The organism is Labilibaculum sp. K2S (genome assembly GCF_030372765.1).
Classification (GTDB): Bacteria; Bacteroidota; Bacteroidia; order Bacteroidales; family Marinifilaceae; genus Labilibaculum.
On record NZ_JAUCMW010000002.1, the window covers coordinates 510,932 to 537,235 of the forward strand.

At 35.0% G+C, this 26,304-nt stretch carries 17 protein-coding genes and 3 tRNA genes; 11 read left to right on the plus strand and 9 right to left on the minus strand.

The features are described from left to right. Nucleotides 1–38: 38 nt before the first annotated feature. Complete coding sequence (locus tag QUH73_RS05280) at nt 39–2,348, plus strand: ATP-binding protein (RefSeq protein ID WP_289529416.1); 2,310 nt, start codon at nt 39–41, stop codon at nt 2,346–2,348. A 256-nt stretch (nt 2,349–2,604) separates the two neighbouring features. Here QUH73_RS05280 and QUH73_RS05285 read toward each other — a convergent pair whose 3' ends face one another. Next, on the minus strand, nt 2,605–3,918 hold the full coding sequence (locus QUH73_RS05285; protein WP_289529417.1) for an acetyl-CoA hydrolase/transferase family protein: 1,314 nt from the start codon (nt 3,916–3,918) through the stop codon (nt 2,605–2,607). A 533-nt stretch (nt 3,919–4,451) separates the two neighbouring features. Between QUH73_RS05285 and QUH73_RS05290 the strand changes: the two genes are divergently transcribed. The 6 genes from QUH73_RS05290 (at nt 4,452) to upp (ending at nt 7,686) form a co-directional block, all read left to right on the plus strand. Continuing rightward, a complete protein-coding gene (locus QUH73_RS05290; protein ID WP_289529418.1) occupies nt 4,452–5,393 on the plus strand; it encodes a hydrogen peroxide-inducible genes activator in 942 nt (313 codons plus the stop codon). A gap of 233 nt (nt 5,394–5,626) precedes the next feature. After that, nucleotides 5,627–5,698: transfer RNA gene (locus QUH73_RS05295), tRNA-Glu, on the plus strand. Nucleotides 5,699–5,757: 59 nt separating this feature from the next. Next, nucleotides 5,758–5,832: transfer RNA gene (locus QUH73_RS05300), tRNA-Glu, on the plus strand. Nucleotides 5,833–5,861: 29 nt separating this feature from the next. Further along, on the plus strand, nt 5,862–6,113 hold the full coding sequence (rpsT, locus tag QUH73_RS05305; protein WP_101309993.1) for a 30S ribosomal protein S20: 252 nt from the start codon (nt 5,862–5,864) through the stop codon (nt 6,111–6,113). 124 nt (nt 6,114–6,237) lie between these two features. Continuing rightward, nucleotides 6,238–6,933: a RadC family protein gene (radC, locus tag QUH73_RS05310; protein WP_289529419.1), complete on the plus strand. Its 696-nt coding sequence runs from the start codon at nt 6,238–6,240 to the stop codon at nt 6,931–6,933. A 96-nt stretch (nt 6,934–7,029) separates the two neighbouring features. Then, nucleotides 7,030–7,686 (plus strand): uracil phosphoribosyltransferase, encoded by a 657-nt coding sequence (gene upp / locus QUH73_RS05315; protein WP_289529420.1) that lies wholly within the window; start codon nt 7,030–7,032, stop codon nt 7,684–7,686. 48 nt (nt 7,687–7,734) lie between these two features. Here the strand turns inward: upp and folK are convergent, their stop codons facing one another. Beyond that, a complete protein-coding gene (folK, locus tag QUH73_RS05320; protein ID WP_289529421.1) occupies nt 7,735–8,223 on the minus strand; it encodes a 2-amino-4-hydroxy-6-hydroxymethyldihydropteridine diphosphokinase in 489 nt (162 codons plus the stop codon). Between the two features lie 180 nt (nt 8,224–8,403). On the opposite strand from folK, the gene sppA reads away from it, so the two are divergent. Together sppA and lpxK are read left to right on the plus strand one after the other, a co-directional pair. After that, nucleotides 8,404–10,197, plus strand: a complete 1,794-nt coding sequence (gene sppA / locus QUH73_RS05325; RefSeq protein WP_289529422.1) for a signal peptide peptidase SppA — start codon at nt 8,404–8,406, stop codon at nt 10,195–10,197. Between the two features lie 270 nt (nt 10,198–10,467). After that, on the plus strand, nt 10,468–11,595 hold the full coding sequence (lpxK, locus tag QUH73_RS05330) for a tetraacyldisaccharide 4'-kinase (RefSeq protein ID WP_289529423.1): 1,128 nt from the start codon (nt 10,468–10,470) through the stop codon (nt 11,593–11,595). A 217-nt stretch (nt 11,596–11,812) separates the two neighbouring features. Here the strand turns inward: lpxK and QUH73_RS05335 are convergent, their stop codons facing one another. Beyond that, nucleotides 11,813–18,115 carry a lamin tail domain-containing protein gene (locus QUH73_RS05335; RefSeq protein ID WP_289529424.1) on the minus strand — a complete coding sequence of 2,101 codons (6,303 nt, stop codon included), beginning with the start codon at nt 18,113–18,115 and terminating at the stop codon, nt 11,813–11,815. A gap of 94 nt (nt 18,116–18,209) precedes the next feature. Between QUH73_RS05335 and QUH73_RS05340 the strand changes: the two genes are divergently transcribed. Next, entirely contained in the window at nt 18,210–19,199 is a 990-nt protein-coding gene (locus QUH73_RS05340) for an aspartate-semialdehyde dehydrogenase (RefSeq protein WP_289529425.1), read from the plus strand. Nucleotides 19,200–19,320: 121 nt separating this feature from the next. On the opposite strand, the gene hflX is transcribed toward QUH73_RS05340, so the two are convergent. Then, a complete protein-coding gene (hflX, locus tag QUH73_RS05345) occupies nt 19,321–20,547 on the minus strand; it encodes a GTPase HflX (RefSeq protein WP_289529426.1) in 1,227 nt (408 codons plus the stop codon). 223 nt (nt 20,548–20,770) lie between these two features. Then, nucleotides 20,771–21,454, minus strand: coding sequence for an energy transducer TonB (locus QUH73_RS05350; RefSeq protein ID WP_101309984.1), 684 nt, complete (start codon nt 21,452–21,454; stop codon nt 20,771–20,773). 557 nt (nt 21,455–22,011) lie between these two features. On the opposite strand from QUH73_RS05350, the gene QUH73_RS05355 reads away from it, so the two are divergent. Continuing rightward, nucleotides 22,012–22,085, plus strand: a tRNA-Ala gene (locus QUH73_RS05355). Between the two features lie 789 nt (nt 22,086–22,874). On the opposite strand, the gene QUH73_RS05360 is transcribed toward QUH73_RS05355, so the two are convergent. From QUH73_RS05360 to QUH73_RS05375, 4 genes are all read right to left on the minus strand, one after another. After that, entirely contained in the window at nt 22,875–23,675 is an 801-nt protein-coding gene (locus tag QUH73_RS05360; RefSeq protein ID WP_289529427.1) for a hypothetical protein, read from the minus strand. Nucleotide 23,676: 1 nt separating this feature from the next. Next, nucleotides 23,677–24,393 (minus strand): L,D-transpeptidase, encoded by a 717-nt coding sequence (locus QUH73_RS05365; RefSeq protein ID WP_289529428.1) that lies wholly within the window; start codon nt 24,391–24,393, stop codon nt 23,677–23,679. A gap of 9 nt (nt 24,394–24,402) precedes the next feature. After that, on the minus strand, nt 24,403–25,521 hold the full coding sequence (locus QUH73_RS05370; RefSeq protein WP_289529429.1) for a L,D-transpeptidase family protein: 1,119 nt from the start codon (nt 25,519–25,521) through the stop codon (nt 24,403–24,405). Nucleotides 25,522–25,597: 76 nt separating this feature from the next. Then, the gene (locus QUH73_RS05375) at nt 25,598–26,197 is read right to left on the minus strand and encodes a hypothetical protein (RefSeq protein WP_289529430.1); all 600 of its coding nucleotides are present in this window, start codon (nt 26,195–26,197) and stop codon (nt 25,598–25,600) included. Nucleotides 26,198–26,304 lie beyond the last annotated feature (107 nt).

Below are 26,304 nucleotides of genomic sequence, written 5' to 3' on the forward strand. Positions count from 1 at the left end.
ATTTTTACGGCATGGTAAACCCCAAAGTCAGGACTATTATGCTTTGTAAGCTTAAATATATTTTTTTAATTCTTCTTATTTTCCCAATAACTGCTGTGTTGGGCGAAACTCAGGATCAAATTCAGAAGGCCGAAGAGTTATTAAAAAGTACTGAAGGTGTTGAAAGAATTGCTTTACTTAAAGAACTCTCGCGTTTATATATTGATTTAGATCCCGACAAAAGTATCGACTATGCAAAAGAAGTTGTCATTCTCAACTCTGCGGATGCTACTGAAAAATCGGCTTCGTTATACAATCTGGGGAATTTATATCGTAGGGTAAACAATTTTAGACTGGCGCTCGACTGCCACAAACAGGCTCTGGAAATCCGGAAAACGATTAATGACCTGAAAGGAACTGCAAGTTCGTTGAATAACATTGGAGAAATATATAAAATACTTAATAAATACGACGAAGCTCTAATTCATCTTAACCGGTCGCTTGAATTAAGGAAAGAAAATGGAACTCAAAAAGAAATTGCCTACACCTTAAATAATATCGGAAGTGTTTTTTGGTTAAAAAAGGATTACGCCAACGCCTTAGAATTTTACCTTAAATCACTGGAAATAAGATCTGACCTAGGTGACAAATCGGACATATCATCCTCTCTCAACAATCTTGGGAATGTATATAAGAATCTTAATAAGCCGAACAAAGCGCTCGATTATTACACCAAAGCTCTTGAAATTAGAGAAGAAATAGGGGATAAAACTTTTATTGCTTTTTCGTTAAATGATATTGGAGGAATATACTGGAGGCTGAACAATTTCAATGAATCTCTGGCCTACTACAACAGATCACTTGCAATAAGAAAAGAAATAGGAAATAAACTATTTATTGCCGCTACTCTCAAAAATATAGGAACGGTATATAAGGATTTAAATGAGTTGGATTTTTCTTTAAAGAACTATAATGATGCCTTAAAAATTTACGATGAGATTAATGATCAGAAGGAACAGGCAAATGTCTTTTCGTTAATAGGAAATCTATACGAGAGCTACAATAATTTCGACAAGAGTCTGGAATATCATAAGATATCACTTAGTCTTCACCGCAGAATAGGAAATAACAAGGGAATAGCATATTCCTCGAACAGCATTGGAGAAATATTAATGAAATATTACCAAAGCGAGGAAGCCAAAGACTATTTGCTTTCAGCATTTGATCATGCTAACCTGTGCAAAGACAGAAGCCTGCAAAAAATTGCATCAGAGAATTTGTTCGAGTACTTCTCTAACCAAGGAGATTACAAGAAAGCATTGGAATACTTCCGTGAATACTCGAGCACCCAATACGATAGTATTATAGATCAGATTGATAAAGATAAAATATCTGAATTTGAGGCTAATTATCAGATTTCGAAAAACAACGATGAAATCAAGAACTTGAAAGCATACAATCGTCAGCAAACCATTGTAATCTATCTTTTTATAGCCTTAATAATACTTGCAGGGGTAATAGGCTATATTGCAAACAGGAACATCAAAATAAGAAAGGAAGCTACGCAAGCTTTAACAGAAAAGAATGATGAACTGGAAGAAATGAACTCCAGGCTAAAAGAGACTGAAGTAACACTTAAAGATTTGAATCTTACAAAGGACAAAATATTCAACATTATTTCGAACGATTTACGAACCCCTTTTATTGATATGAAGCTTATGAGTTCAAAACTTCTTGATAGTTTTGACCAAGCTAAAATTGAAGAACAAAAGCACTTATCAAAAAACATCAGAGACTTGTCTTTCCAAACTTATGATCTTGTTGAAAATATTTTACTGTGGTCTGCCTCTCAGTCCGGCAAAACAAAATTTTCGCCTCGACTTTTTAATGTGAAAGAGCTTTTAGATTATAGTTTAACAAAGCTCTCAGAACAACTTATTGAGAAAAATGTTAAGATTATTTTTAATTTAGACAGCTCCTCTAAGGCATATGCAGACACAGCAGCTATCTGCGAAGTATTTAAAAATCTACTCTCCAATGCAATAAAATTCTCCTATCGCGAAGGGAAAATTACGATTTCAGCCCGGCAAAAGAAATATTGGGTAGAATTGGATATTTCTGATGAAGGAGTGGGAATGAGTAAAACCAATCTTCACAAAATATTCCGTTTGGATAATAATTACCTTGCATTAGGAACTGCCCAAGAAAAAGGTGCAGGAATTGGTTTATTGCTTTGTAAAGAATACGTTGAGAAAAATGGCGGAAAAATATGGGCCGATAGTGAAGAGGGAAAAGGAAGTAGTTTCTACATTACCATTCCTAAGTCAGATAAATTAATGAGCTCAGTTCCTAAAATAGAAGATCAATAAGCGAAGCCCAACTAGACCGATGCAAACCTGCATTCCCTAACTTACAGAGACCTAACAATTAGCATTTGGTTTCCAACCAAATAATCTATATAAGTAATAATGCTTTAGCTGCAAAAAACTAAACGAATATTAAAAACAACTTTAAAAAAGCAATTTACCAACAGAACTCCGATTAATAAATTTTTGGAACAACCCAAATACAAAACGAGACCTCGCATGAGGCCTCGTTTATTTTGATCAGAATATCTGAATTATATTAGTATTTTTTAGCAACAAAATGGTAATGACTACCGAATCTTTCGAAAGCTGCCTGATCTAATTCTTCTCTGAAATTAGGGTGTGCAACAGAAATAATAGCTTTAGCTCTTTGTTGTAATGTTTTTCCAAACAAATTAACTGCTCCATGCTCAGTTACAAACCATCTCATGTTGTTACGGGTAGTTACAACACCTGATCCCTGCAATAAAGTTGGAGTAATTTTTGAAACACCTTTTCCAGTAACAGAAGGCATCGCAATAATTGGCACACCACCTTCTGAAGCAGAAGCACCACGTGTAAAGTCAATCTGTCCGCCAACACCTGAGTAGTGTCTTGTTCCAATTGAATCTGCGCAAACCTGACCTGTAATATCAATAGATAATGCAGAGTTAATTGCACATACCTTAGGATTTTGTTTGATGATACCAACACCATTGGTGTAAGCAACATCCATCATTAAAACTCCCGGGTTATCATCAACGAAATCATAAAGTTCTTTTGTTCCCATTAAGAAACCAGCAACAATCTTACCCTTATCTAATTTCTTATTCATTCCGTTAACAACACCGCTGTAAACCAAAGGAAGAAGACCATCAGCAAACATTTCTGTATGAACTCCCAGATTTTTATGGTTTCCCAATTGAGCCAATACAGCATTTGGAATACCCCCAATACCCATTTGAAGACAAGCTCCATCTGGAATTAAACCAGCAACATTTTTACCAATCTGAATATCCATCTCGGTCAATGGTGCATTATGGTGCTCTATTAGTGGAGTATCATCCTCACAGAACACATCAAAATAACTCAAAGGCATCAAGGCATCACCAAATGCACGAGGCACATTAGGATTGATTACCGCAACAACAGTATCTGCTGTTTCAACAGCTGCTTTTGTAGCATCAACAGAGGTACCCAATGATACATATCCATGCTTATCCGGCACGCTTACCTGAACAACGGCTACGTTCACTTTCAAAATTCCTTCACGAATCAACTGTTGCGTTTCGCTCAAAAATACAGGAATATAATCTGCATAACCTGCCTGTGTTTGCTTCCGTACGTTGGCACCAACAAACAATGACTCCAAATTAAAGATACCTTCAAATTCAGCGTCTGCATAAGGAGCTGGACCTTCTGTATGAAGGTGCTGTATTGCCACATCGTAAATTTCGCCATTACGACCTCTTTCACACATTGCATTTATAAACTTCTGCGGAGCCAAAGCCACGGAATGTAAATGTACTCTATCCCCAGATTTAATCACCTTCGCTGCTTCCTCAAAAGAAACTATTTTGATCTCTTTGTGCATCTTTTAATCGGTTTTATGATGTTTTTTAATAATTCCTAAATCGCCGACTAAAGTAGTATATTTTTCGAGTCCAATTTCTGCTATTCAGCATTAATGCTACAAAACATATCCGCATTATCAGTTCATAACTAAGCTTTTGCGATTCGTTTTTCAGAAATAATTGAGAATAAAATCAGAACCTCTTAAATGGAATTTAAAATTGTATATTGGAGCAGGTGGTAAATTCTCACAAGAGTACTTAAAAATGCAGAATCATTTATAAAAAGAAGCCGGAAATAAATTTCCGGCTGCAAAACCCAAACATCTAATAAAACTTAAATAACAAAAACTATCAAACTATTATTTTTTGTAACCCTATTATTTCGCAAAGTATGCTGCTTTAGCTCTTTATAACTTCTTCTGAAATAAAAAATAATCGTTGTCTATATTGCTATTACCAAATGTACCACACTTTTCATTATCTGTCAAATCAATAATGCTTATAATCCGATAGATAATCTTTATATTTGAGCTTAAATCCAAATTCAATAAACATGATTACAATTACCCAGTTGGAATATATCGTTGCTGTTGATACCTACCGACATTTTGCCACTGCTGCTGATAAGTGCTTTATTACACAGCCTACACTTAGCATGCAAATAAAAAAACTAGAAGAATTTCTGGATATTACTATATTTGATCGCAGCAAACAACCAATCATCCCAACTGATGTTGGTAAATCTATAATAGAACAAGCCCGAATAATTTTAGGAGACACAAAAAAAATAAATGACATTATTAATGATCATAAGAATACAATTGTAGGACGTCTTAAAATAGGTATCATACCCACCCTTGCTCCGTTCCTCCTGCCCATGTTTATTGGAGACTATATTCGAAACTATCCTGCTATTAAAGTAGAAGTGGAAGAAATGGTATCGGAAGATATAATAAAGAGTTTAAAAAAAGACAAAATAGATGTCGGCATATTTGTGACTCCAGCCAAGGAGGATAAAATAGAGGAAAAACCACTGTTTTACGAAGAAATGATGATTTATGCACACAAAGATCATGAACTCCTTAAAAAATCAGTTATTGAGGTGAAAGATATTGCCACTCCTGAAATATGGATGCTTGGCGATGGTCACTGTTTTCGAAATCAGGTTATCAATCTTTGTGAAATGCACGATTTACAGCATCAGGAATTGCCTTTCGAGTTTGAGAGTAATTCTTTAGAAACTTTAATGAAAATTGTCGATAAAGAAGGTGGTTTTACGTTGATTCCCGAATTAGCCACACAATATTTGCCAAAAGACAAGTTGAATCAAGTTAAGAGATTCACAAATCTACATCCTTTACGAGAAGTTAGTTTGGTCTATTCCCGTCATTACTCTAAGAATAAATTACTCGATCTTTTGGCTGTAAGTATTCAAAACATCATCCCGAAAGACCTTTTAAATAGTGCAAGAGGAACAATTGTTGAATGGCGTTAATTACTCTTTATTCTAAAAAAGAAGCAGTTAGGAATTCGCAATAAAAAAAGTCGTATTATTTTTCAAATAAAGTATTGTCAATTCAAAGAATTATCTCTTTCTTTGCATCGCTAAAGAAAAAAATAGTGATCACAATTACTCCTTTTAATTCTTCAGCTTTTAAAAAGAAAAACACAAAAATGTATTTGCAAAATTAAATTTTTGATTTACCTTTGCATCTCTTTAAAATAAATGGTCCGTTCGTCTAGGGGTTAGGACGCCAGGTTTTCATCCTGGTAACAGGGGTTCGATTCCCCTACGGACTACGAAAAGTTTGTAGCAAGTTATTTTTAACTTATCTTTGCTACGCAAAAATAAAGATAATGGTCCGTTCGTCTAGGGGTTAGGACGCCAGGTTTTCATCCTGGTAACAGGGGTTCGATTCCCCTACGGACTACCAAGATAAATAAATTTAGATAACTTTAAGAGATGGCAAATCATCAATCTGCAATTAAAAGAATAAGACAGTCTGAAGCAAAACGCGTACACAACAAGTTTTACGCTAAGACTACAAGAAATGCTGTAAGAAAGTTACGTGCTACTACTGATAAAGAAGCTGCTAACGAATTATTACCAACGGTTACTGCAATGTTAGATAAACTTGCAAAAATCAATGTAATTCATAAAAACAAAGCGGCTAACTTAAAATCTAAATTAGCTTTACACGTTAACAAACTGTAGGTAAGAAATTACTACTCTATAATAGAGGGTTCTCGTGGAGAACCCTTTTTTGTCATGCAATAAATTCTCATTTGATTATTTCACATATTTTCATAACTTTAATTAAGTTGTAATATGTAACGAAATGGACGAATACAAGAAATTAAGCATAAAAGACTGGGCTGTTGAAGATCGCCCCAGAGAAAAATTAATGTATAAAGGCGTTAAAAGTTTATCTTCCGCCGAACTTCTGGCAATTATCATTGGAAGTGGGAATCGAAAGCAATCTGCGGTCGAATTATCAAAATCAATTCTCTCTGGTTGCGACAATGACCTTAATCTGCTCGCAAAAAAAACCATCCATGATTTAGTGAAAATCCCAGGTATTGGCGAAGCGAAAGCTATTAGTATCATCTCTGCTTTGGAATTAGGACGCAGACAAAAAGCGTTTCCATCCAAACAAAAACAAAAAATAACCTGCAGTCAGGATGCTTTTGAACTCATCTCTCCCTATGTCGAAGATTTAGGTCATGAGGAGTTTTGGGTCGTTTTTCTTAATCAAGCAAATAAAATAGTCGAAATTAAAAACGTTTCATCAGGTGGTATCACCGGAACTGTTTTTGATGTAAGAATAGTATTTAAAGATGCTCTTCTTTTGGGCGCAACCAACTTAATCCTTTGCCACAATCATCCGTCAGGCAACCTTCAACCTTCCAATGCAGACAAGGATGTAACCTCAAAAGCCAGTGAAGCTGGTAAACTAATGAATATTTCGGTGTTGGATCATTTAATAATTGCAGATAATCAATTCTTTAGCTTTGCAGATGAAGGACTAATTTAGAATGAATTAGTCTTATCAATTTTTTAAGGAATTCCTTGTTTAATATTTTTGAAATATGGCTATATTTGCGCTCAGCTAAATTTTAAATAAATAATCATGGTGGTCAATACTTTAGGAGAAAAAAACTCTCTTTTTAATCAATTCATAGCTGAAATCAGAGATATAAATATTCAAAAAGATCCTCTTCGCTTCAGAAGAAACCTGGAAAGAGTGGGCGAAATTTTTGCTTACGAAATCAGTAAGGAATTGGATTTCACTGAAAGCGCAATACAAACTCCTCTTGGGGAATCACTTACAAACCTTCCATCCTGCGAAGTTGTAGTAGCTTCTATTCTTAGGGCAGGCTTACCTTTACACACTGGTCTTTTAAATTACTTCGACAGATCCGAAAATGCCTTTATTTCCGCTTACAGAAAATATTCAGATGATGGTGAGTTCAAAATAAATTTTGAATACATTTCATCTCCGTCGATAGATGGAAAAGTTGTTATTCTTGCCGATCCGATGCTGGCTACAGGTTCTTCAATGGAATTAGCTTATAAAGCGATGCTAACAAAAGGAACACCTAAACACGTTCACATTGTTGCAGTTATTGGTAGTGAAGAAGGTGTTGAGTTTATAAAAAATAAACTGACTAATGAGAATATCACTATCTGGATGGGGGCTGTTGATAAGGATTTAAATTCGAAATCATATATTGTTCCGGGATGTGGTGATGCAGGTGATCTTGCATTTGGCGCTAAACTGGGATAAATAAAATATTTATCGGAAAAGGGTTGTTTTTAGAAACAACCCTTTTTTTTAGTGCTTGAATTTTTTCACTTCCATTTTATCCGGACAAACCGCGTGCAATTCCCTTATGCTCTTCATCTCGATCGGATGAATTAATTCGGGTGCAACATCGAGCATTGGAACCAGTGCAAATAATCGTTCCTGAACCCTAGGATGCGGAACAACCAAACGATCGGTAGAAATAATCTGATCCTCGTAAAAAAGAATATCAATATCGATTGTTCTTTCACTGTACTGATCTTTCTTACGAACCCGTCCTAAATCTTTCTCAATTTGCTGCGTTACATCCAATATTTCTTCCGCCTCAAGCTTGGTTTCAATTACAACAACCTGATTTAAAAAATTTAATTCATGTTCAAATCCCCATGGTTCAGTTTCGTAAATAGAAGAACGATCCACCAACTCCCCTATTTCCAATTTCATCTTCGAAATTGCTTCTGAAAGGATTCTTTCTCTATCATCTAAGTTGCCTCCCAATAAAAAATATACTCTTGCCATGTAAAATCCTCTTTTTATCGGTAAAAGAAACAAAGAAAACCCCGATATCAAAATGTATATCGAAAATAAGCCATTACACCAAGCCCATCTCAACTAAATTAAATATATTTGTTTGCATCTAATTTTACCATAATTTAGAATTATCAGTTATTAATTGATTATCCACAAAACAAATATAGTATGAAGAGTTTTTTCAAATTTACTTTCGCCTCAATTCTTGGAGTTATTATTGGAGGTTTTATATTATTATTCCTCGGAATAATGATCATTGCTGCAATTGCATCAAGTAGTGATAACCCTGTCGACATAAAAGACAAAAGTATTCTGGAAATAAAATTAAATCAACAATTAGTAGATCGAGGTTCAGACAACCCGATGTCTAACTTCAATTTTTTCACCATGAGTGCCGATGCCAACATTGGGCTAAACACCGTTCTTGAAAATATTGAGAAAGCAAAAACGGATAAAAAAATAAAAGGAATTTACCTTAATGTAACTGATATTCCTGCCAATTTTGGAGGCATGGCATCTATCGAAGAAATTAGAGGTAAACTTAAAGAATTTAAAACAACAGGGAAGTTCATCGTTAGCTACAGCAATTTTGGTCATTCCCAAAAAGCATATTATTTAACTTCTATTGCTGATAGTGTATTCTTAAACCCTGAAGCTGGTTTATTTCTCTTAGGTATGGGTGGCGAAAGAACCTTTTACAGAAAATTTCTTGAGAAAATTGGCGTTGAGGCTCAGGTTATTAGAGTTGGCAAATACAAATCAGCAACCGAACAATACTTCCGTGACGATATGAGTGATGAAAGCCGTGAACAAACAATGGCTTATGTCAGCGCTATGTGGAATCAACTTCTTGAAGGAATATCGGAAGAGAGAAATATTACCGTTGAAAAACTAAATCAACTAATTGATGAAGTTGCTATTAGAAAAGCTGCCGATGCGGAAAAATATGGCTTAATCGACGGAGTTATTTATGAAGATGAGATGGAGGATAAACTGAGAAAACTATCTGATATCAAAGAAGGTAAAAAACTAAGATTGGTTAGCACCTCTGATTATGCAAGCGCACCAGATGCAGACTATAAATTTTCAAAAAATAAAATCGCTGTTATTTATGCCAGTGGTGCAATAGGTTTAGAACAAAACGAAAGCTCAATAGGACCTGGATTGGCCAAAATCATCCGAGAGGCTCGTCTTGATTCTACAATTAAAGCAATTGTATTACGTGTTAACTCTCCGGGAGGATATGCAAATGTATCTGATTTTATATGGAGAGAAGTTAAATTAGCTTCGGATGCAAAACCTGTAATTGCCTCGATGGGAAATGTTGCCGCCTCTGGTGGATATTATATTGCATGTCCTGCTGATACGATCGTTGCTGATAAAAATACGATTACCGGTTCGATTGGAATTTATGGTTTATTCTTTTCGGGAGAAGAGTTAATAAGAGAGAAATTTGGCTTGACAACTGATTCATACGGAACTAATGAACATGCTGCTTTTGGTGGTAGTTACCCATTAATGCTTCCTATTTCATCCAGAAAATTTACTCCGACAGAAAAAGAAATTGTTCAGAATATCATTAATAACGGTTACGATACATTCTTAAGTAGAGTAGCCGAGGGAAGAAATCTTTCCGTTGAACAAGTACACGAAGTTGCTCAAGGCCGAGTTTGGAATGCAATGGATGCACAGAAAAATGGTTTGGTTGATGTTTTGGGAGGATTGGAAACAGCCATTCAAATAGCCAAAGAAAAAGCCGGAATTGAAGATTATCGAATTGTTTCTCTTCCTAAATTAAAAGATCCTTTTGAAACAATCATAGAAGAATTGACAGGCAAAGCAAAAATCAAAATTCTTAAAAACGAATTGGGAAGCTTTTACAGTACTTATGAAAAAACACAAAACCTAATACAACTTGGTGGAATTCAAGCTCGTATTCCCTATGAAATTGACCTGCACTAGGAAAAATTCACTCTAAATAATTGAGATCCTCATGTTATTCATGAGGATTTTTTTTTATCAGGAATTGATATATTTCAGAAAAACATACCATCAAATTATTAATTCAATCGTTGATTCCCTATCTTAAAGATTTAGCAGGAATGATTTTCATTGACTGGAGCAAGAAAATTATTATCATTTGAATTATTTCTGTAATTTTAGGCAATATAATCTACTAACCAAGAAACATGTCTGGGAAAGGTTTATTTCCTTTTTCAAATCTACGAACGAATGAAGAAACTATCTCCCATCCTGAAAAGTCTGCTTTTCCCTTTTAGTTTACTATATGGGCTGATTGTATCTGTACGTAATCTCCTTTTCGATTTTAACATATTACCAAGTACCGAATTTAAAATTCCAATTATATCGGTTGGCAATATTACCGTAGGCGGAACCGGAAAAACTCCTCATATCGAATACCTGATCACCTTACTAAAAGATGACTATAAAATAGCCACATTAAGTCGAGGGTATAAACGAAAAACAAAAGGATATATAATTGCTGATGAAGCATCAACATCATATCAAATTGGTGACGAACCAATGCAGATTAAAAGAAAATTCCCTGATATTTTAGTCTCGGTTGATAAGAAAAGAGTGAATGGTGTAAAGAATCTCCTTCAATCGGAACATGGTAACGATTTGGCAGCAGTACTCCTTGATGATGCCTTTCAACACCGATCTATAAAGGCCGGCTTATCAGTATTATTAATAGACTACAATCGACCAATCACACATGATTATATTATGCCATATGGCAGACTACGCGAAAGTGCAGGTGAGAAAGACCGGGCCAACATTGTTATTGTAAGTAAATCGCCGGAAAATATGACTCCTATTGATAGAAGAATAATTGTTAAAGAACTTAATCTTCTTCCCTTTCAGTCGTTATATTTCACGAGTCTGGATTACGGAAATTTAGAACCCGTTTTTAGAGATAACGCTATCAATATTATTAACGAAGATTGGGATAAAGATAATTTTTCTATTCTTTTGGTAACTGGAATTGCCAATCCTAAACCTTTAAGAGAATACCTTGAGAATTTCTCCGATTTGGTAGAAGAATTGAAGTTCCCAGATCATTATTCATTTGGAACAAAAGATATGGATTTAATTCATTCCAAATTTGAACACTTAAAGGGTAAAAATAAAATAATTGTTACTACGGAAAAAGATGCGACTCGATTTTACGATATGGATATCAATCAGGAATCGATAAAAAAGCATTTGTTCTATATTCCTTTACGGATAAAATTTTTGAATAACGACAAGTCAAAATTCGATGTTCAGATTATGAACTATGTTCAAAAAAATAAACGATCAAGCAATCTGCACAACATCAAGACCGACTCAATATAAAGTAAAAAGGGGAATCAAATTGATTCCCCTTAACTTTTACCATTAAATTAACCACTACATTAATTAACAGCTATCGCTAAAAGCAGTTTGAGAAACATTTAGTTTCGTAACCATTTAAATACCCTAAGCATCATTAAGTTACAAAAATAAACATAAAAAAACAACAGATAATTTTCTTTCTATGCAAGAACTGTAACCTAGCTAAATTAAAATCTATTTAATTAAATTTACCCCCCAAAACACAAGTCTTTTTGAAAGTTTTAAACTCTCCCTCGGGGCTAAACAATTCGATGTACACCAAATAAATTCCAATTGGAGCTCTCTCTTTTTGTGAAGTTAGTCCATCCCAAAATAAAGAATCCTCATTGGCTAAGTTCAAGTTGTTCGCTAATTTCCTGATTTCAATTCCCATTGAATTATAAATCCTAACCGAAACCAAGTAACCATCCTTTTCCAGATTAAAATTAATCAAGAGTCGATCATCAAAACCATCATTATCAGGAGTAAATATTTTAGGAGACAGGCCAATTTCAGAATTTGGATTACTCGAATCATTGAAAACTGAATTTTGAAGTCCAGGAGTACCAAATCCAATATTTTGAGCCGCCGATTGCCAATTAGATTCATTATTCGTCTCTCGTCTTGGATTTATTCTTTCCAAAGAAACCCCCTCTACCGAAGCCAATAATTCAAAATGCATATCCTCATTGTAAGCAAAATCATCAATTATATTGCCATTCGAAACGAGAACAACTCTTCCGGCTTCATCTGAAAAAGATGGAAGAGATTTGACCTGGCAAAAAACATCAGGATTGGATGTAAAATAATTTTGTTGAACATTGAGAGTATCTTCTGTCACTAATATATATTCATTAGGAAGCAAGTATTTGTCTGAAATTGAAACTTCATGGTCTAATTCAAAATTATCTGTTCGCGTAGCTAATTTTATGCTCGACAAAGCAATTACTTTCTCGGATATATTTACAATTTCCACATAATCCGATCCATCGGGATAAGGATTGAACAAAACTTCATTTATCACCAGATCACCTACCAAAACAGTTCCCGGCATCCAAAAATCATATTCTTTGGTTAATATGGAATTGCCTGCTAAATCTTTAATTTCATCAGATAAAATGAGTTGACATTGACTGTTCTCAACAAAATCCTCTTTGAAAATCAATTGAAACTCTTTACCTATTAAATCAGACTGAATCAATTCTTTAGGATAAACTAAATCAGGAGAAAGTTGAAAATTTGATAAAACAAGACCTGTATTTTCAATTGGCTCGCTAAAAACAAGTTTTAAACAATTAGATGAAATACATCTGCAGGATTCAATACTTGGAGCAATCAGATCCTGATTTACTGAATAAATTGAATTCTCTTTACCCGGAGTTCCGCCCAATTCGTTTTCTGAAGCCTTCCAGTTATTTACCTGCCAAGATGTATTTGCCGGATCAATTCGTTCCAATGACCAGCCTCCGCTTGATTTTTCATCAGACTTGTACCATAAATCCGAATAAGAAACCTGATCAATAACGATCTTCTCTGCGGATTGTATTTCTATTGTCTTTCCTGAATTTGTTAATCCGGGAAAACCGGAAACACCTAGCACATCTCCAAACTCTAAAAATTGATCCACAGCAACCGAAGCACAGAGTATTAAATAAGCTTTAGCGGGGATTGTATCCAAAGCTAAAACAGTCTCCTTCTCTCCTACTTTTAAAATCCAATTCTCGATGGATATAGGATATTCACTGCCATTGTGCAATTCAATAAATTCATATTCCGGCAACCCAACTGAAGGTGTTTCATCTGCCATAATTTCATTTATCACAATATCGTTGGAATGAACCTCACGCCAAATAAAACTCACAATCGTATCCACCACATTGCCACACTCATCTTGCAAGCTGGTAATATTTAGTTGCTGTTCATGGCCATCTTCAAAAGAATTGGCAAACTCAAGGTGAACAATCATTGGCGTTTCCACTGTAATTGTAGAAACAGGATTATGATCCAGTGAATAATTCTGGAGTCTAAGCAAGGATAATGTGTCAATTTCTTCACTTAACTCTATTGACAAGTGATTTTTAGACAATACTTTTAAATGAGAAACTGCTGGAGCTAAATTGTCAATATTATTCCCATGAATGGAATTTTCTTTTCCTGGTGTTCCTCTCGTTTCACTCTTAGACGCTGACCAATTGCCAGTGGTACTGCAGATATTTAAAGGATCAATTCGTTCCAATGACCAGCCTCCTTTTGATTTTTCATCAGACTTGTACCACGAATCCGAATAGGAAACCTGATCTATAAGAAGGTTATCTGATGAGTGAATTTCAATTGTTCCTCCTGAATTTGTTAATCCGGGAAAACCGGAAACACCTAACGCATCTCCAAACGAAGTAAATTCTTCAACTGCAGAATTTGCGCATAAAATTAAATAAGCTTTCGAAAGGATTGTATCCGAAGCTAAAACAGTCTCCTTCTCTCCTACTTTTAAAATCCAATTCTCGATAGATATCGGATATTCACTGCTATTGTACAATTCAATAAATTCATATTCAGGCAACCCAACTGAAGGAGTTTCATCTGCCATGATCTCGTTTATCACAACATCAGAAACCTTCGCAGGAGCGAAATATCCAAATTGAATTATTTCATATTTTTTCACAGCCCCTTTGGCATCAGTTATATTTGAAATTTCAAGCTGATAATCGCCCGTTCTTAAATTATTATCCAATACCAACAACAAGTAATTATCGGTATTCCCAGGCAGTACTTCAAATTCTAAATACTCTCCTCCCTCTATTCGCAATTTAAAGTTTTCAATTTGGGAAGATGCCAAAAGATCCAAATCTTCGGAATATTCCAATAGCAACGAGTCTTGTCCAACAACCTCATAAGATTTAAGAAACGGAGCTGTATTAATGGATTCTATTTTTAAATTATCAAACCAAAGATTTCCTGCTCTTGATGCTGTTTCGAAGGTGAAATCCAAACCGGAAAACCACTTCTCTGCATCTAAATTCACTTCAGACTCAATCTCTCCTACAACAATCCAATTCTCTTTGTTTCCCAATCGGTTGTATTCCATTTTCCATAAACCATTCGGGCAATAAGTTATCTGAATTGCCACCGCCTCACTTTCATTCCAATTAAAATCTGATTTCAATAAAACATTCAAATTCTGATCTTTATCCAAACTCCACAAACTCAAAATATCGCTTGATCCACTTTGATTTACACCAACAGAATATTTAGTAGTTGCCACATTCGGATCAGAATCATCCAAAAGTAAATGAAAAACAAATTTATTTCCCGAGGATGGATCCCAATCACCATTTCTAATTATGAAACTCCAACTAATTGCACTCGATTTTGGATTGTATCCGGATAAAACTTTAGAAATATAACTTTCCCCAAACTCTGCTGACAAATTGTGTTTCAATGAATATTCTCCTGCAATTGGCCAATAAGAAGAAGCAATCCAGTCATCATTATTTATCCATTTTTCAAGACTTTTTAATTCGAAATTTTCATTAATACCCAATTCATCTTCACCCATAAGAATTTTGACTGAATCAGATTCTAAACTGGATTCTATTTTAAGACAAAAATCTTCTGTTCCATTGTATTGAATAGAATCAAAATCAACAATCCCATTTTTTAATTGCAAATTATCATCCGTAACAATTAACTCTCCATTCCCATTCAACAAACTGAGCTGAACAGCTCCAATTGCATCCTTATCTATACTCATAAAATGATCACAGGCTGCAATTTTCAAAGAAAATTTCTTATCCAAATTATTAATCCCGAAAGGGTACGAAGAAAAAGAGAGTTGACTTGCTTCAACATTAATAAAATGGATTTCAGATATAATGTCATCCGATAAGGTCTCCTGTATCTTCGAACCACTTTCCAAACACTTCCATTCATGAAACTTTGGTATCTCTATCTGAAAACTCGCATTATCGGGAAGCTGTCCTTTGCGAAAAAAGATCGCCAAAGATAAGTTCATATCCGAATTGTTTGGCAGTTCCAATACGCCTTTCGATGAATTAAACTCAATACGATTGTCATTAATATTTGATGCTAAGGCAATAATCTCTCCATTCGATAATAAAACCGCTCCGGAAATATGTTTTGCCCAGGAAAAGGAATGATCAGGAAAACTGTTGTAAAATTTCAAATTTGAAATTATTGTTGGCAGCTGATCGTGAGTTGCGAAATCTGATATTTTAAAATTGAGAACAGATATGGCATCATCTTGAGTTATTGCCAAAGAACTGAGTGGTTTCGCTAAAATTGGACTCGCTGAGGCAATTACAGAGGTTTTGTCAACACCTGATATATTATCACTCAATATTGTTGGGAAATGATCGCATTCCGCCTGAAGAGTAAAATTTTCCGCTTCACTATAAATTAGATCCTCCCATAGAAAATCTCCATCCTCACTTGTAAGCTTTAGATTTTCGGATGCAAGATCTCCATTCCCGGAAGCCAGGGAAAGTTCTATTTCAAACTCAGAGTTCGTATCACTGTTTCCCAAACTATCAACAAGCCGAAGAACGATTGAAAATTCTTCCTGATAATTTACTGATTCAGGAACTGTTTGAAACAACATTTCTTTGGCCTCTACTTCAAGGGTAAACTCTGTCCCTACCAAATTACCGGCAAAATTCGGACTAAGACCACTGCCACTATCAGAAATAATCCAGCCCGCATGCAAAGAATCTATTTTCATTTGAAATAATTCTTCATCAATAGTTTTCCCTTCTTTTAAAAAGCAGAAAACAGAATACTCAACACTTTTTTCACTTAATATCTCCTTATTTAGTTCAGACTCTAAAAAATGAATATCTACCTGTTTATCTTTTATAGTACATTCAACATCCAATACCTCCCCATCCACTTTTACAAAGAACTTTTCAATTGATTTCTTCCAATTCACTTGATTTTTCTCTGATCCAATCAATCTTATCTGCTTGAGAATGGTTGAGGCATTATCATTTCCAGAATCCTGCAACGAAAACCTAAAAACTTCAAATGCATCCGCTTCACTAATCAAAAGGGAGGAGATGATAGGCTCTGAAGAATCTAAATTATTCACATTTACATATGATTCATATGTATTCTCAACCAGTATATTTTCTGAAATTGTCTTGGGCAGCACATCATTGCTTACAGCCAATTTTATGAATTCAGGATGGGAATATTTTAATGATTCAAAACTCACCTCACCTTTAACAAATGAATTCTGGAATCCATTCAGCGATTCCAAATTGGCGGTTCCTGTTTCCAAGGATAATATAACCATCTGATTTGCATCAAAATCCCTATTATTAAAATCATCTACAGCATTTACTAAAATGGAAAAATCACTATTGCGAATAAGGGTGTCAGGACAGCCAGAGAAGATTATTCGTGTGGCCTCAACCTCAATACTATGAATTGCAGAGGGAAACTCTTCATTGACGGTATTAAAACCAGAACCCGACACAAAAGTTTCGAAGCCTTTCGCTGAATCTTTGCAATACAATTGAAATGTTTCCCCCTCTGTTAAAGGATGATCTGAGTTTAAATAACAGCGCAATTCAAATTCCATTTTTTCTGCATCGGGAATACTAATTTGATCTTCGGTAAAATAAATCACAACAGAATCCACTTCAATAAGAATACTTTGAGGAATAATCTCCTCATTATTTGTAAACAGACAAAGGCCACCCAGGCAATCTTTCCAATTCATACCATTATCTGGATTCGAATTGTAAAATATCATTCTTGAGATTTTAGTTGGAAGGCCATCCGCAGCTTCTGCTGTTTCGTCAATAGCAAATCGAAAGCAGGTCAATGCCTTTTCTTTTTCATTACAATTTGTTCTGAGAAGTATCGATTCAACAGGATTGTCAGAAGCTTTAATTTGAGTCAGGTTTTCGGTCTCGGGAACAACAGGACTTCCCCCAACCACCAGATTATCAAAATAAACCAAATCGCCCGAATTAGGATTATTCATCCGAATAACGATTTCCAAACTCGATCCGTTTAAACCAGCTTGTGTTGCATTTACACTACCCCAATTACCACTATTCTCACCATTCAATTCAAAAAGAATCTCCTCTGATCCGTCAATTATGTAGTATACCTTTGCATACTTATTTAAATTTGTTGAACTTCCTGTTTCTGCTAATAAAACGGAAATTGAAATATCGGTAAAACCGGAAATATCAAACGGCCTGCTCTTCCACACAGCTTCACCATCACAATCCTTGGCTTCAAATCGTCCGCCACCTGTTCCCGCAACCATTACGTAATCCTCATCATCAGAAAGAGTACAGTTGGAAACATCCAAAGACCAATCCGTAATTCCGGTTAGATCTGAGTTACTACCCCAATAACCTTTGCCTATGTCACTGGTAAAATCAATTTTCCAAATATCATCGGCATATAAACAATTACTATTCAGCAGAAACAGCAATAAAAACAATTTAATAGAAAGAGTTTTTTTCATGGAAAAATCCTTTTAAATTTGACTTAGCTTTTGAATAAAAAGCTAATTTAACTATAATCTAATTTATAATCAACAATTTAAACCACATTATGTTATGAGAATTGCAGTTGTTGGCGCCACTGGTTTGGTTGGTCAGAAAATACTGGAGGTTCTGGAAGAAAGAAATTTTCAGATTAGTGAATTGTATCCTGTAGCCAGTGAAAAATCTATAGGAAAAGAAGTTGTATTTAATGGAAAAAAATACAAAGTTATCAGTATGACAGATGCAATTGAATTAAAACCACAAATTGCAATCTTTTCAGCTGGTGGAGACACCTCTTTAAAATGGGCTCCTGAATTCGCAAAAGCAGGTACCACAGTTGTCGATAACTCATCGGCTTGGCGAATGGATAAAGACAAAAAATTGGTTGTTCCGGAAATAAATGCTGTCGATCTAACCACAGAAGACAAAATTATTGCGAATCCGAATTGCTCAACCATACAATTAGTTGTAGCCCTTGCTCCTTTGCATAAGCGATACAAAATGGAACGTTTGGTGATCTCAACCTATCAATCAATCACAGGAACAGGTGTTAAAGCAGTTTCACAATTGGAAAATGAGAGGAATGGGAAGGAAGGAGAGATGGCCTATCCATATGAAATTGATAAAAATTGTCTTCCTCATTGTGATGTATTTACAGAAAATGGCTACACCAAAGAAGAGATGAAATTGGCCAACGAAACCAAGAAGATATTGAAAGATGACAGCATAAGGGTAACTGCTACTGCTGTTCGAGTACCTGTAGTTGGGGGGCATTCAGAGTCTGTAAATATCGAATTTGCAAATGATTTTGATCTTGACGAAGTAAGAAAAATTCTTTCGGAAGCAGAAGGCGTAATTGTTCAGGATAATTTGGATACAAACGAATATCCAATGCCAAAATATGCTCATGGCAAAGATGAAGTATTTGTTGGAAGAATCCGAAGAGATTTTTCAAATCCGAATACTTTAAACCTTTGGATTGTTTCAGACAACCTTCGAAAAGGTGCTGCTACAAACGCAGTTCAAATTGCAGAGTACCTTACAAAAAATAATCTTGTATAATGCTATAAATAAGGCCAATGGAATAATTCCATTGGCCTTTATTCTATTTGCGAACAGCACTCCTTTAAATTACACAAGAACAATTCGCATGTTAACTATTCATAAATTGCGTCCTTATGAATTAATCCATCAAATTAGAATAATCCTGATATAAAAAGTTATTATAGGGGAAACGTGCCGAGTGTATTTCCTTTACGGCATTGTAAACCACCTCGCGAAACTCCTCAACATTTTGCTTATGTATTGCAGAAATAAACAAACAAGGGGTATCTCCCTTCGCAATCCACATTTGTTTTAATTCCTCTAAACTATAGTTCTCTCTTGTTTTTGGCAAAAGATCATCCTCATCTTTTTTCACGTAACTAAAAGCATCAATCTTATTGAAAACTAAGAATGTTGGCTTTTCACGCTTATCAATTTCAAGCATTGTTTCATTTACAACCTTTATTTGATCTTCAAAATTAGGGTGAGAAATATCAACCACATGCAAAATTATATCAGCCTCGCGCACCTCATCCAATGTTGATTTAAATGATTCGACTAAATTATGAGGCAATTTTCGAATGAATCCAACAGTATCGGCTAATAGAAATGGTACATTTTGAATAACCACTTTGCGAACAGTAGTATCTAATGTTGCAAAAAGCTTATTCTCAGCAAACACTTCAGATTTACTAATCATGTTCATTAAAGTTGATTTACCAACATTGGTATATCCAACCAGAGCAACACGAACCATTTTTCCACGGTTTTTACGCTGGGTTGCTTTTTGCTTATCAATCTTAAGCAAATCCTCTTTAAGCTTGGATATTTTATCAAGAATTATTCTTCTGTCGGTCTCGATCTGACTTTCTCCCGGACCACGCATACCAATACCACCACGCTGACGTTCAAGGTGAGTCCACATTCTTGTTAATCTAGGAAGAAGATATTGATATTGAGCCAACTCAACCTGGGTTTTTGCATTAGCCGTTTGAGCACGACTGGCAAATATGTCCAAAATTAAATTTGTTCGATCCAAAATCTTGACCTGCAATGCCCGCTCAATATTTCTAAGCTGCGATGGTGACAGTTCATCATCGAAAATCACCAATTTAATATCATCATTCCTTTCCAGGTAATCAAGAATCTCCTCGAGCTTTCCAGTCCCAACAAACGTTTTTGGATGAGGATAGTCCATCTTCTGAGTGAAACGCTTAACCGTTTCTGCTCCAGCAGTTAAAGCAAGAAAGTCCAGTTCGTCAAGATACTCCTGAACTAAGCTTTCAGTCATGTTTTTTGATTTATCGATAACACCAATCAAAATTGCTTTTTCTACTTCTCTATCTAATATTAGGTTCTCTCCCATTTAATCAATTTGCAAAAAAACAAAGGCTTAGTTGCCTTTATCAATAATATTTCCTTTTAGAGATAGATGTAAGAAGACTACCTTAAAACAAATACCAATAACAAAGTACGTAAATTATCGGGCAAAAATAAACAATATTCAAGAAAGCAACAGTGCTTAAGTCATAAAAAAAAGGCTCTGAAAAATCAGAGCCTTTACTATCTAAAAAAAATATAGATTTATTTTATTGTAATTGGAAGTTAATAGGTACAGTATAAGATACTTTCACAGCTTTACCCCGTTGCTTACCAGGCTTCCATTTAGGCATTTCACCAATTACGCGCACAGCTTCCTTATCCAAAGATGGATCTACTCCACGTACTACACGAATTTGCTCGACCGCTCCAACTTTGTTCACAACGAAAGTTACAAAAACACGACCAGTAATACCATTTTCCTGTGCTATCACAGGATATTTAACCGATTTTGCAATCCATTTTTGTAATTCTAAAGCTCCTCCTGGAAATTCAGGCATATCTTCTACAATTACAAAAACTTGTGCTTCATCTTCTTCTTCCTCTTCCGCTACAACCTGAATTTCAACTTCAGCATCCATGTCAGCGTCCGAATCTTCAATCTCTAGTTCATCCTCAATCTCTTCTTCGTTGTCTACGATGTTCAAAACATCAGCAACTTTAGGAGCTGGTGGTGGTGGTGGTGGTGGCTTAATTGGTTCTTGTCTAGTAACAGGAATCATTTCTTCCTCTGCCTCCATTTCTTGTTGATCTTGCAGGCCAGTAGCTTCGCTAGAATCTACACTCCATTCAAATGCAAGAAGCACAAAGGCAAGAGTAAGAGCCAGACCAATCTCAAGAAAAAGACCTCTCTTATTTTCAAGATCTGCTTTTGGTGACTTCTTAACTTCCATAATCTTCTTTTAATTTTCTTTTAATTTCAGCGCTTAAAACTAAGTAATTCAATTTTATAATCAAAATCCTTTTCGATTAGAAAATTAATTCGAGGCATAAAGATATAAAAATTAAAAGCAAACTTATTTTCCTAAGCAATAAATTTGATTCTCAGCTCGTAAACGATTGAAAATTCACATTTAAGATAGGAAGTTTGCAGTAATTTAAAATAGGATAAAACCTCTGTGTATAAATGAACTATAAATTTAGTCGATTTTTTCTTTATAGACAATCTAAATTATAAATTACACAAATGAAGAGTGGAGAATCTATTGAGTTCGTACTCATCCTACCTAATACACACACTATACATTGCTACCAATCAATTGTCTATTGACAAACAATTTTCGAACTAAAATAGATTCTTCACTCTTTAATTATCTTTACGTAAAAATTAAAAAAAAGTTTTAATTTCAAAAAAATCATCCAACTTATATTTTGAGATGTGTAATTTTCATCTATATTTGCACTCCGATTGAGGGTATCAAGTTTTTTCCTTACTCCTCATATATATGATGGGGGATTAGCTCAGTTGGCTAGAGCGTTTGACTGGCAGTCAAAAGGTCACCGGTTCGATTCCGGTATTCTCCACTTTGAAAATTAGGCGTTTAGGGGCTTCCACCCTTGGCGCTTTTTTTTTGGTTCGCAAACAGATTCCCAAACATCCCAGTTCTAATTTATAGATGATCTATTAATAAATAGTACTCAAGAAGTCTCGAATACATCTGAAAATAGCTCATTCCATCTAAAAAAGTTTTAAGTATACCTTAAACTTTGCATTGATATTGGATTAAATTATCCTTACAGTTTCTCCCCATATCTCAGGATTCTATTTTTCCGTGTAAACCATTAAACAAACAGCACTAATCACTATCATACAGATACTTACAATTCGAGTAACAAATTCACAAAAGTAACCATCCATCAACTATTTTTTTTCAAATAAGGTTTGGTTTACAACACCTTATTATTCTATCAGATAACGCTTCATTTCATATTCCTCTATAAACACAAATTGTTACGATGAGCCATCTTCCTTAATATTAAGTAATCCCATAAAGTGTCTGTAACCGCAATCTCAAGTGCGGTCTCCAAAATGTTAGTACGGAATTAAATTGATTGTCCTCACAAATAGTCTTATCAGTGCAGATCTTCAGGGGTTAACAATAGTACCATAAACTGTTTAACCTTAATTAACATCTTTTAGCACTTTCAATTCAAATAGTTTTCATAAGTTTGTACCATCCTTTCCGAGAGGATTAGGTTTTCATAGATTAAAATGGGTTAGATTAAAGTCCGGGGTGGTTCCCGGACTTTTCATTTTATATGAATTGCTAAAAAACAAAAAAACGGCTATTCCAACAACCGGCTCTTACTTAGCTATAATCTGATACCTACGAAAGGTTTTGCAGGCAAAGCTCGGTATATGGCTTTGGCATCCGATTCTGAAATCACTAGGCGAATTACGGGATAATATTCAGGCACTTTAAACCTAATGGTCTCCTTTAAATTTTTAAAACTATTCATATTCTCCTTAAACCAAAACTTTTGTCCGATCCACCAATCCGATTGGGAATATTGATCGCTACCCTCAATTTTCAGAATAATTTCCTTATCCAGCTTCAGCATCCAATGTACGACTTCAGTTTTTAGCGGTTCCATTTTTACACTTGAGGCTTGAGCTTCGGTTGTATCTTTGGGTGCTTTTTTCACGACAATTGGAGCCTTGTTAATTGTAGACAAATAGCTCTTTACCTGTGATTGCGTACCAAACAAATGCTGATAGGTTGCCGGCTTTAACTGATAAAGGAATTGATCAACTTCAAAATCAGTAATTTTTGTTGATTTTATAACAACTCCTTTCAGTTCCAACTGAAGAATACTGTCTTTCAGATTTATGGACAGATTAATTGAATCGGCTTTCGACATTTGGAAACGAGTTTCCAGAAATACTTTTTTCTTAAACAAATCTACAAGCACCGAATCCATGTGCCTTTCGTTTATCGGCAACAATGCTGCATCAACTTGCTGGTCAAACATTTTCATTTTTTGCCTCACAGCAAAAACTGAAAAAACACCGTATTGCACAACAATTCCAATAATAACAACCAGAATACTGTAAATGATATAATTCCTGAATAAATGAAAACTTCTGGAATTGTAATTTTTTTGCTTACTCATATTAGTAGATAAAAACCTTTGCCCCAATTGGCAAAGACTGATAAACAGTTTTTAAATCATCATCGTTCATTCGAATACATCCATGAGTAACAGGTTGCCCTAAAAACCGTTTATAAAGTGTACCATGAATCAAATATCCTTTACCCAGACTAAGGGCATAGTCGCCCAAAACACCATACTCAAAACGAGATGATGAATTGGCGCCCGGAATTGGCAACCCCTCCTCAACAAATGCCCAATCGGGTTTTCTCCAAACGGGTGAAGTAATTTTTCCTTGAATGGAGAATACTCCTTTGGGAGTTTGAAAGACCCAGTTCTTATTATCATCTGCCTCAAGTTTTATATAGCTACCTGTAGAGCATAAACCTTCCCGAACAAGAGCTTTATTCCGATAAAGAGAAAAAGTATTATCGGAAGTATTTACAATCAAATAAGTACCTCCAGGAGTTAATCGATCCATCTTTTTTTGTATCCGAGCAATTCCTGCCTGTAATTCCTTCTCGAATTTGCTGTTATTCTCACTTTCCTGAATTGCACTTAGAGTCTTCTCAAAAATGAAAGGCCTGTTTTCCAAATAGGGTATTCCAACTAAAAAAAACAGAATAATAAACCAAAGGAAAATCGGCATTAGCAACCAAAAAATAAACTTAATCAGCTTACCTTTTTTACCAATACATGTATTCAACTCTCCTTTAAAATTGCTTTCATCATTTATCATGATTCTTCATTATTTTTTTTCGTAAATCTCGCTTAAAGGCTTTAACGACCCAACAATAATTACTGATGTTCCAGTATCTGCAAGACGAAACAGAACATCCATATCTTCATTATGCAAGGCAATACAACCGTCGGTCCAATCAATTCCTTTTCCCCCAAGACCATGAATTTCAATTAAATTCCCGATGTGAGTTCGAAAAGACAGAGCACCCTTTTTCTTTTCAGCATCAAATCGTTGTTTATCTTCCTCATTTGGATAGTTAATTAAAAGTGCCCTATAAAATTTTGTATGTGATCCTTCTTTCTTTTGAGTAAGCCTGTAAATTCCTTCCGGAGTAGCTTTATCTCCTTTGTGGCGTTTATCTCCCATCCAATTCACACCTAGCTCTGCCTTAAAACTTATAAGGAGTTTTCCATTCTGATAAACAAACAACTGATGAGCCATCTTATCCACCAAAATAGTTTTACATCCACTCTTCGATAAGCGTATTGCCTCATCTCCCATTTTTTCCCAATGCAGATAATGTGAGAACCATGCTTTCAGAATCTGTTCTGCCTTATCATTGGAAGAATTTAGCAAACCGGCAGCTTCTTTATAACTTACAAATGCTTCATTGTACCGTTCACTATCGTAAGCAATTTTTGCTTCGCTAAGTTTCATCACACCTAAATTGTGTGCTTTACTTACAGTCTTAGATAAAGGTATCTGCTTATAAATACGATTGTAAAGCAATATCTTTTCCTCCAGGTCCTCAATGCCACGTTTGGCAATAACATTCGTATTTTTAATCTGTTGCAGAGAATTCTGTTCTGCCTGGATCGCTTTTTCTATCGTTAAATTAACGAAGCTCAATACCAACTTATAGTCTCTTCTTAGGAAAAATCGCTCATTCTGAGCAGACCAAGAGTTCATGGCTGAATCGTAAAACTGTTTTGCCTCTTTATACAAAGGTTTTGCGTACTCCTCGGCGCCCGCTTTTTGAGCTGAATTAAGTGCCTCTCTGGCAAGTTTCAATTCATTTTGAGGAGACTCTTGCTTCAAAAAAATAAATGCTGTGCCTAAAACAAATAATAAGCCAATTATCGCAGCAACAAACCGAACAAAAAGCCTGCTCTTTCCTTCCCCCATACTCTAAGCATTTATAAAAAATCCCCGAAGAAGACTCTTCAGGGAAATAATATTTGATTACAAATTATACCTAATACTATTTTCTTTTATTCTTGGCGTATTTAGCAATCACATCGTTTAATTCAGTATTAATTGCCAATGCTTTTTCTTTTGCAGCTTTAACTTTATCCAAGGCTGCAATAAGTTGATCTTGTGCAACAAGACCAGCAACGTCGATTAAAGAAGCTTCAATTAAGCTGATATCACCTTTGATTGCTTCCAATGCAGCTACACCTTCTTTTCCTTTTGGTGCCTGAGTTGTTAATTCTTTGTTTTGCATTACAATTGAATCAACTTCTGTCTGAAGGCTTTCAATCTCTAATTTCACTTCTTCTTTTCGAGCTTCAGCTTTAGCTTTAACATCAACAGCCATTGTATTTACAACAACTAACTGAGCTTTAATCTGATCGAAATTTTTAAAAAAATTTGCGTTTTGAACTTCAACATTCTCGTTCACCGATCTCATTGAATCCTGAAGTGCCGCAAAATCTTCTGAAACGTAAACATTAGCTCCTACGGATTTAGCAACTTCGATTGCAGCATTTGCGCCATCTATTTCTTCTTGTGGTACTTTTCCACAGCTACTAAATAATACAGTAATACCTACTGCCAATACGAACAACAACTTTTTTTTCATCTTTAAATTAGTAAAGTTTATTTTTCTTGTTTTTATTTCAATTTCAATGACTATTTTCGTTTGAGTAATTTAAATCACGATTGAAATTTCCATTTAGACGAAAGATT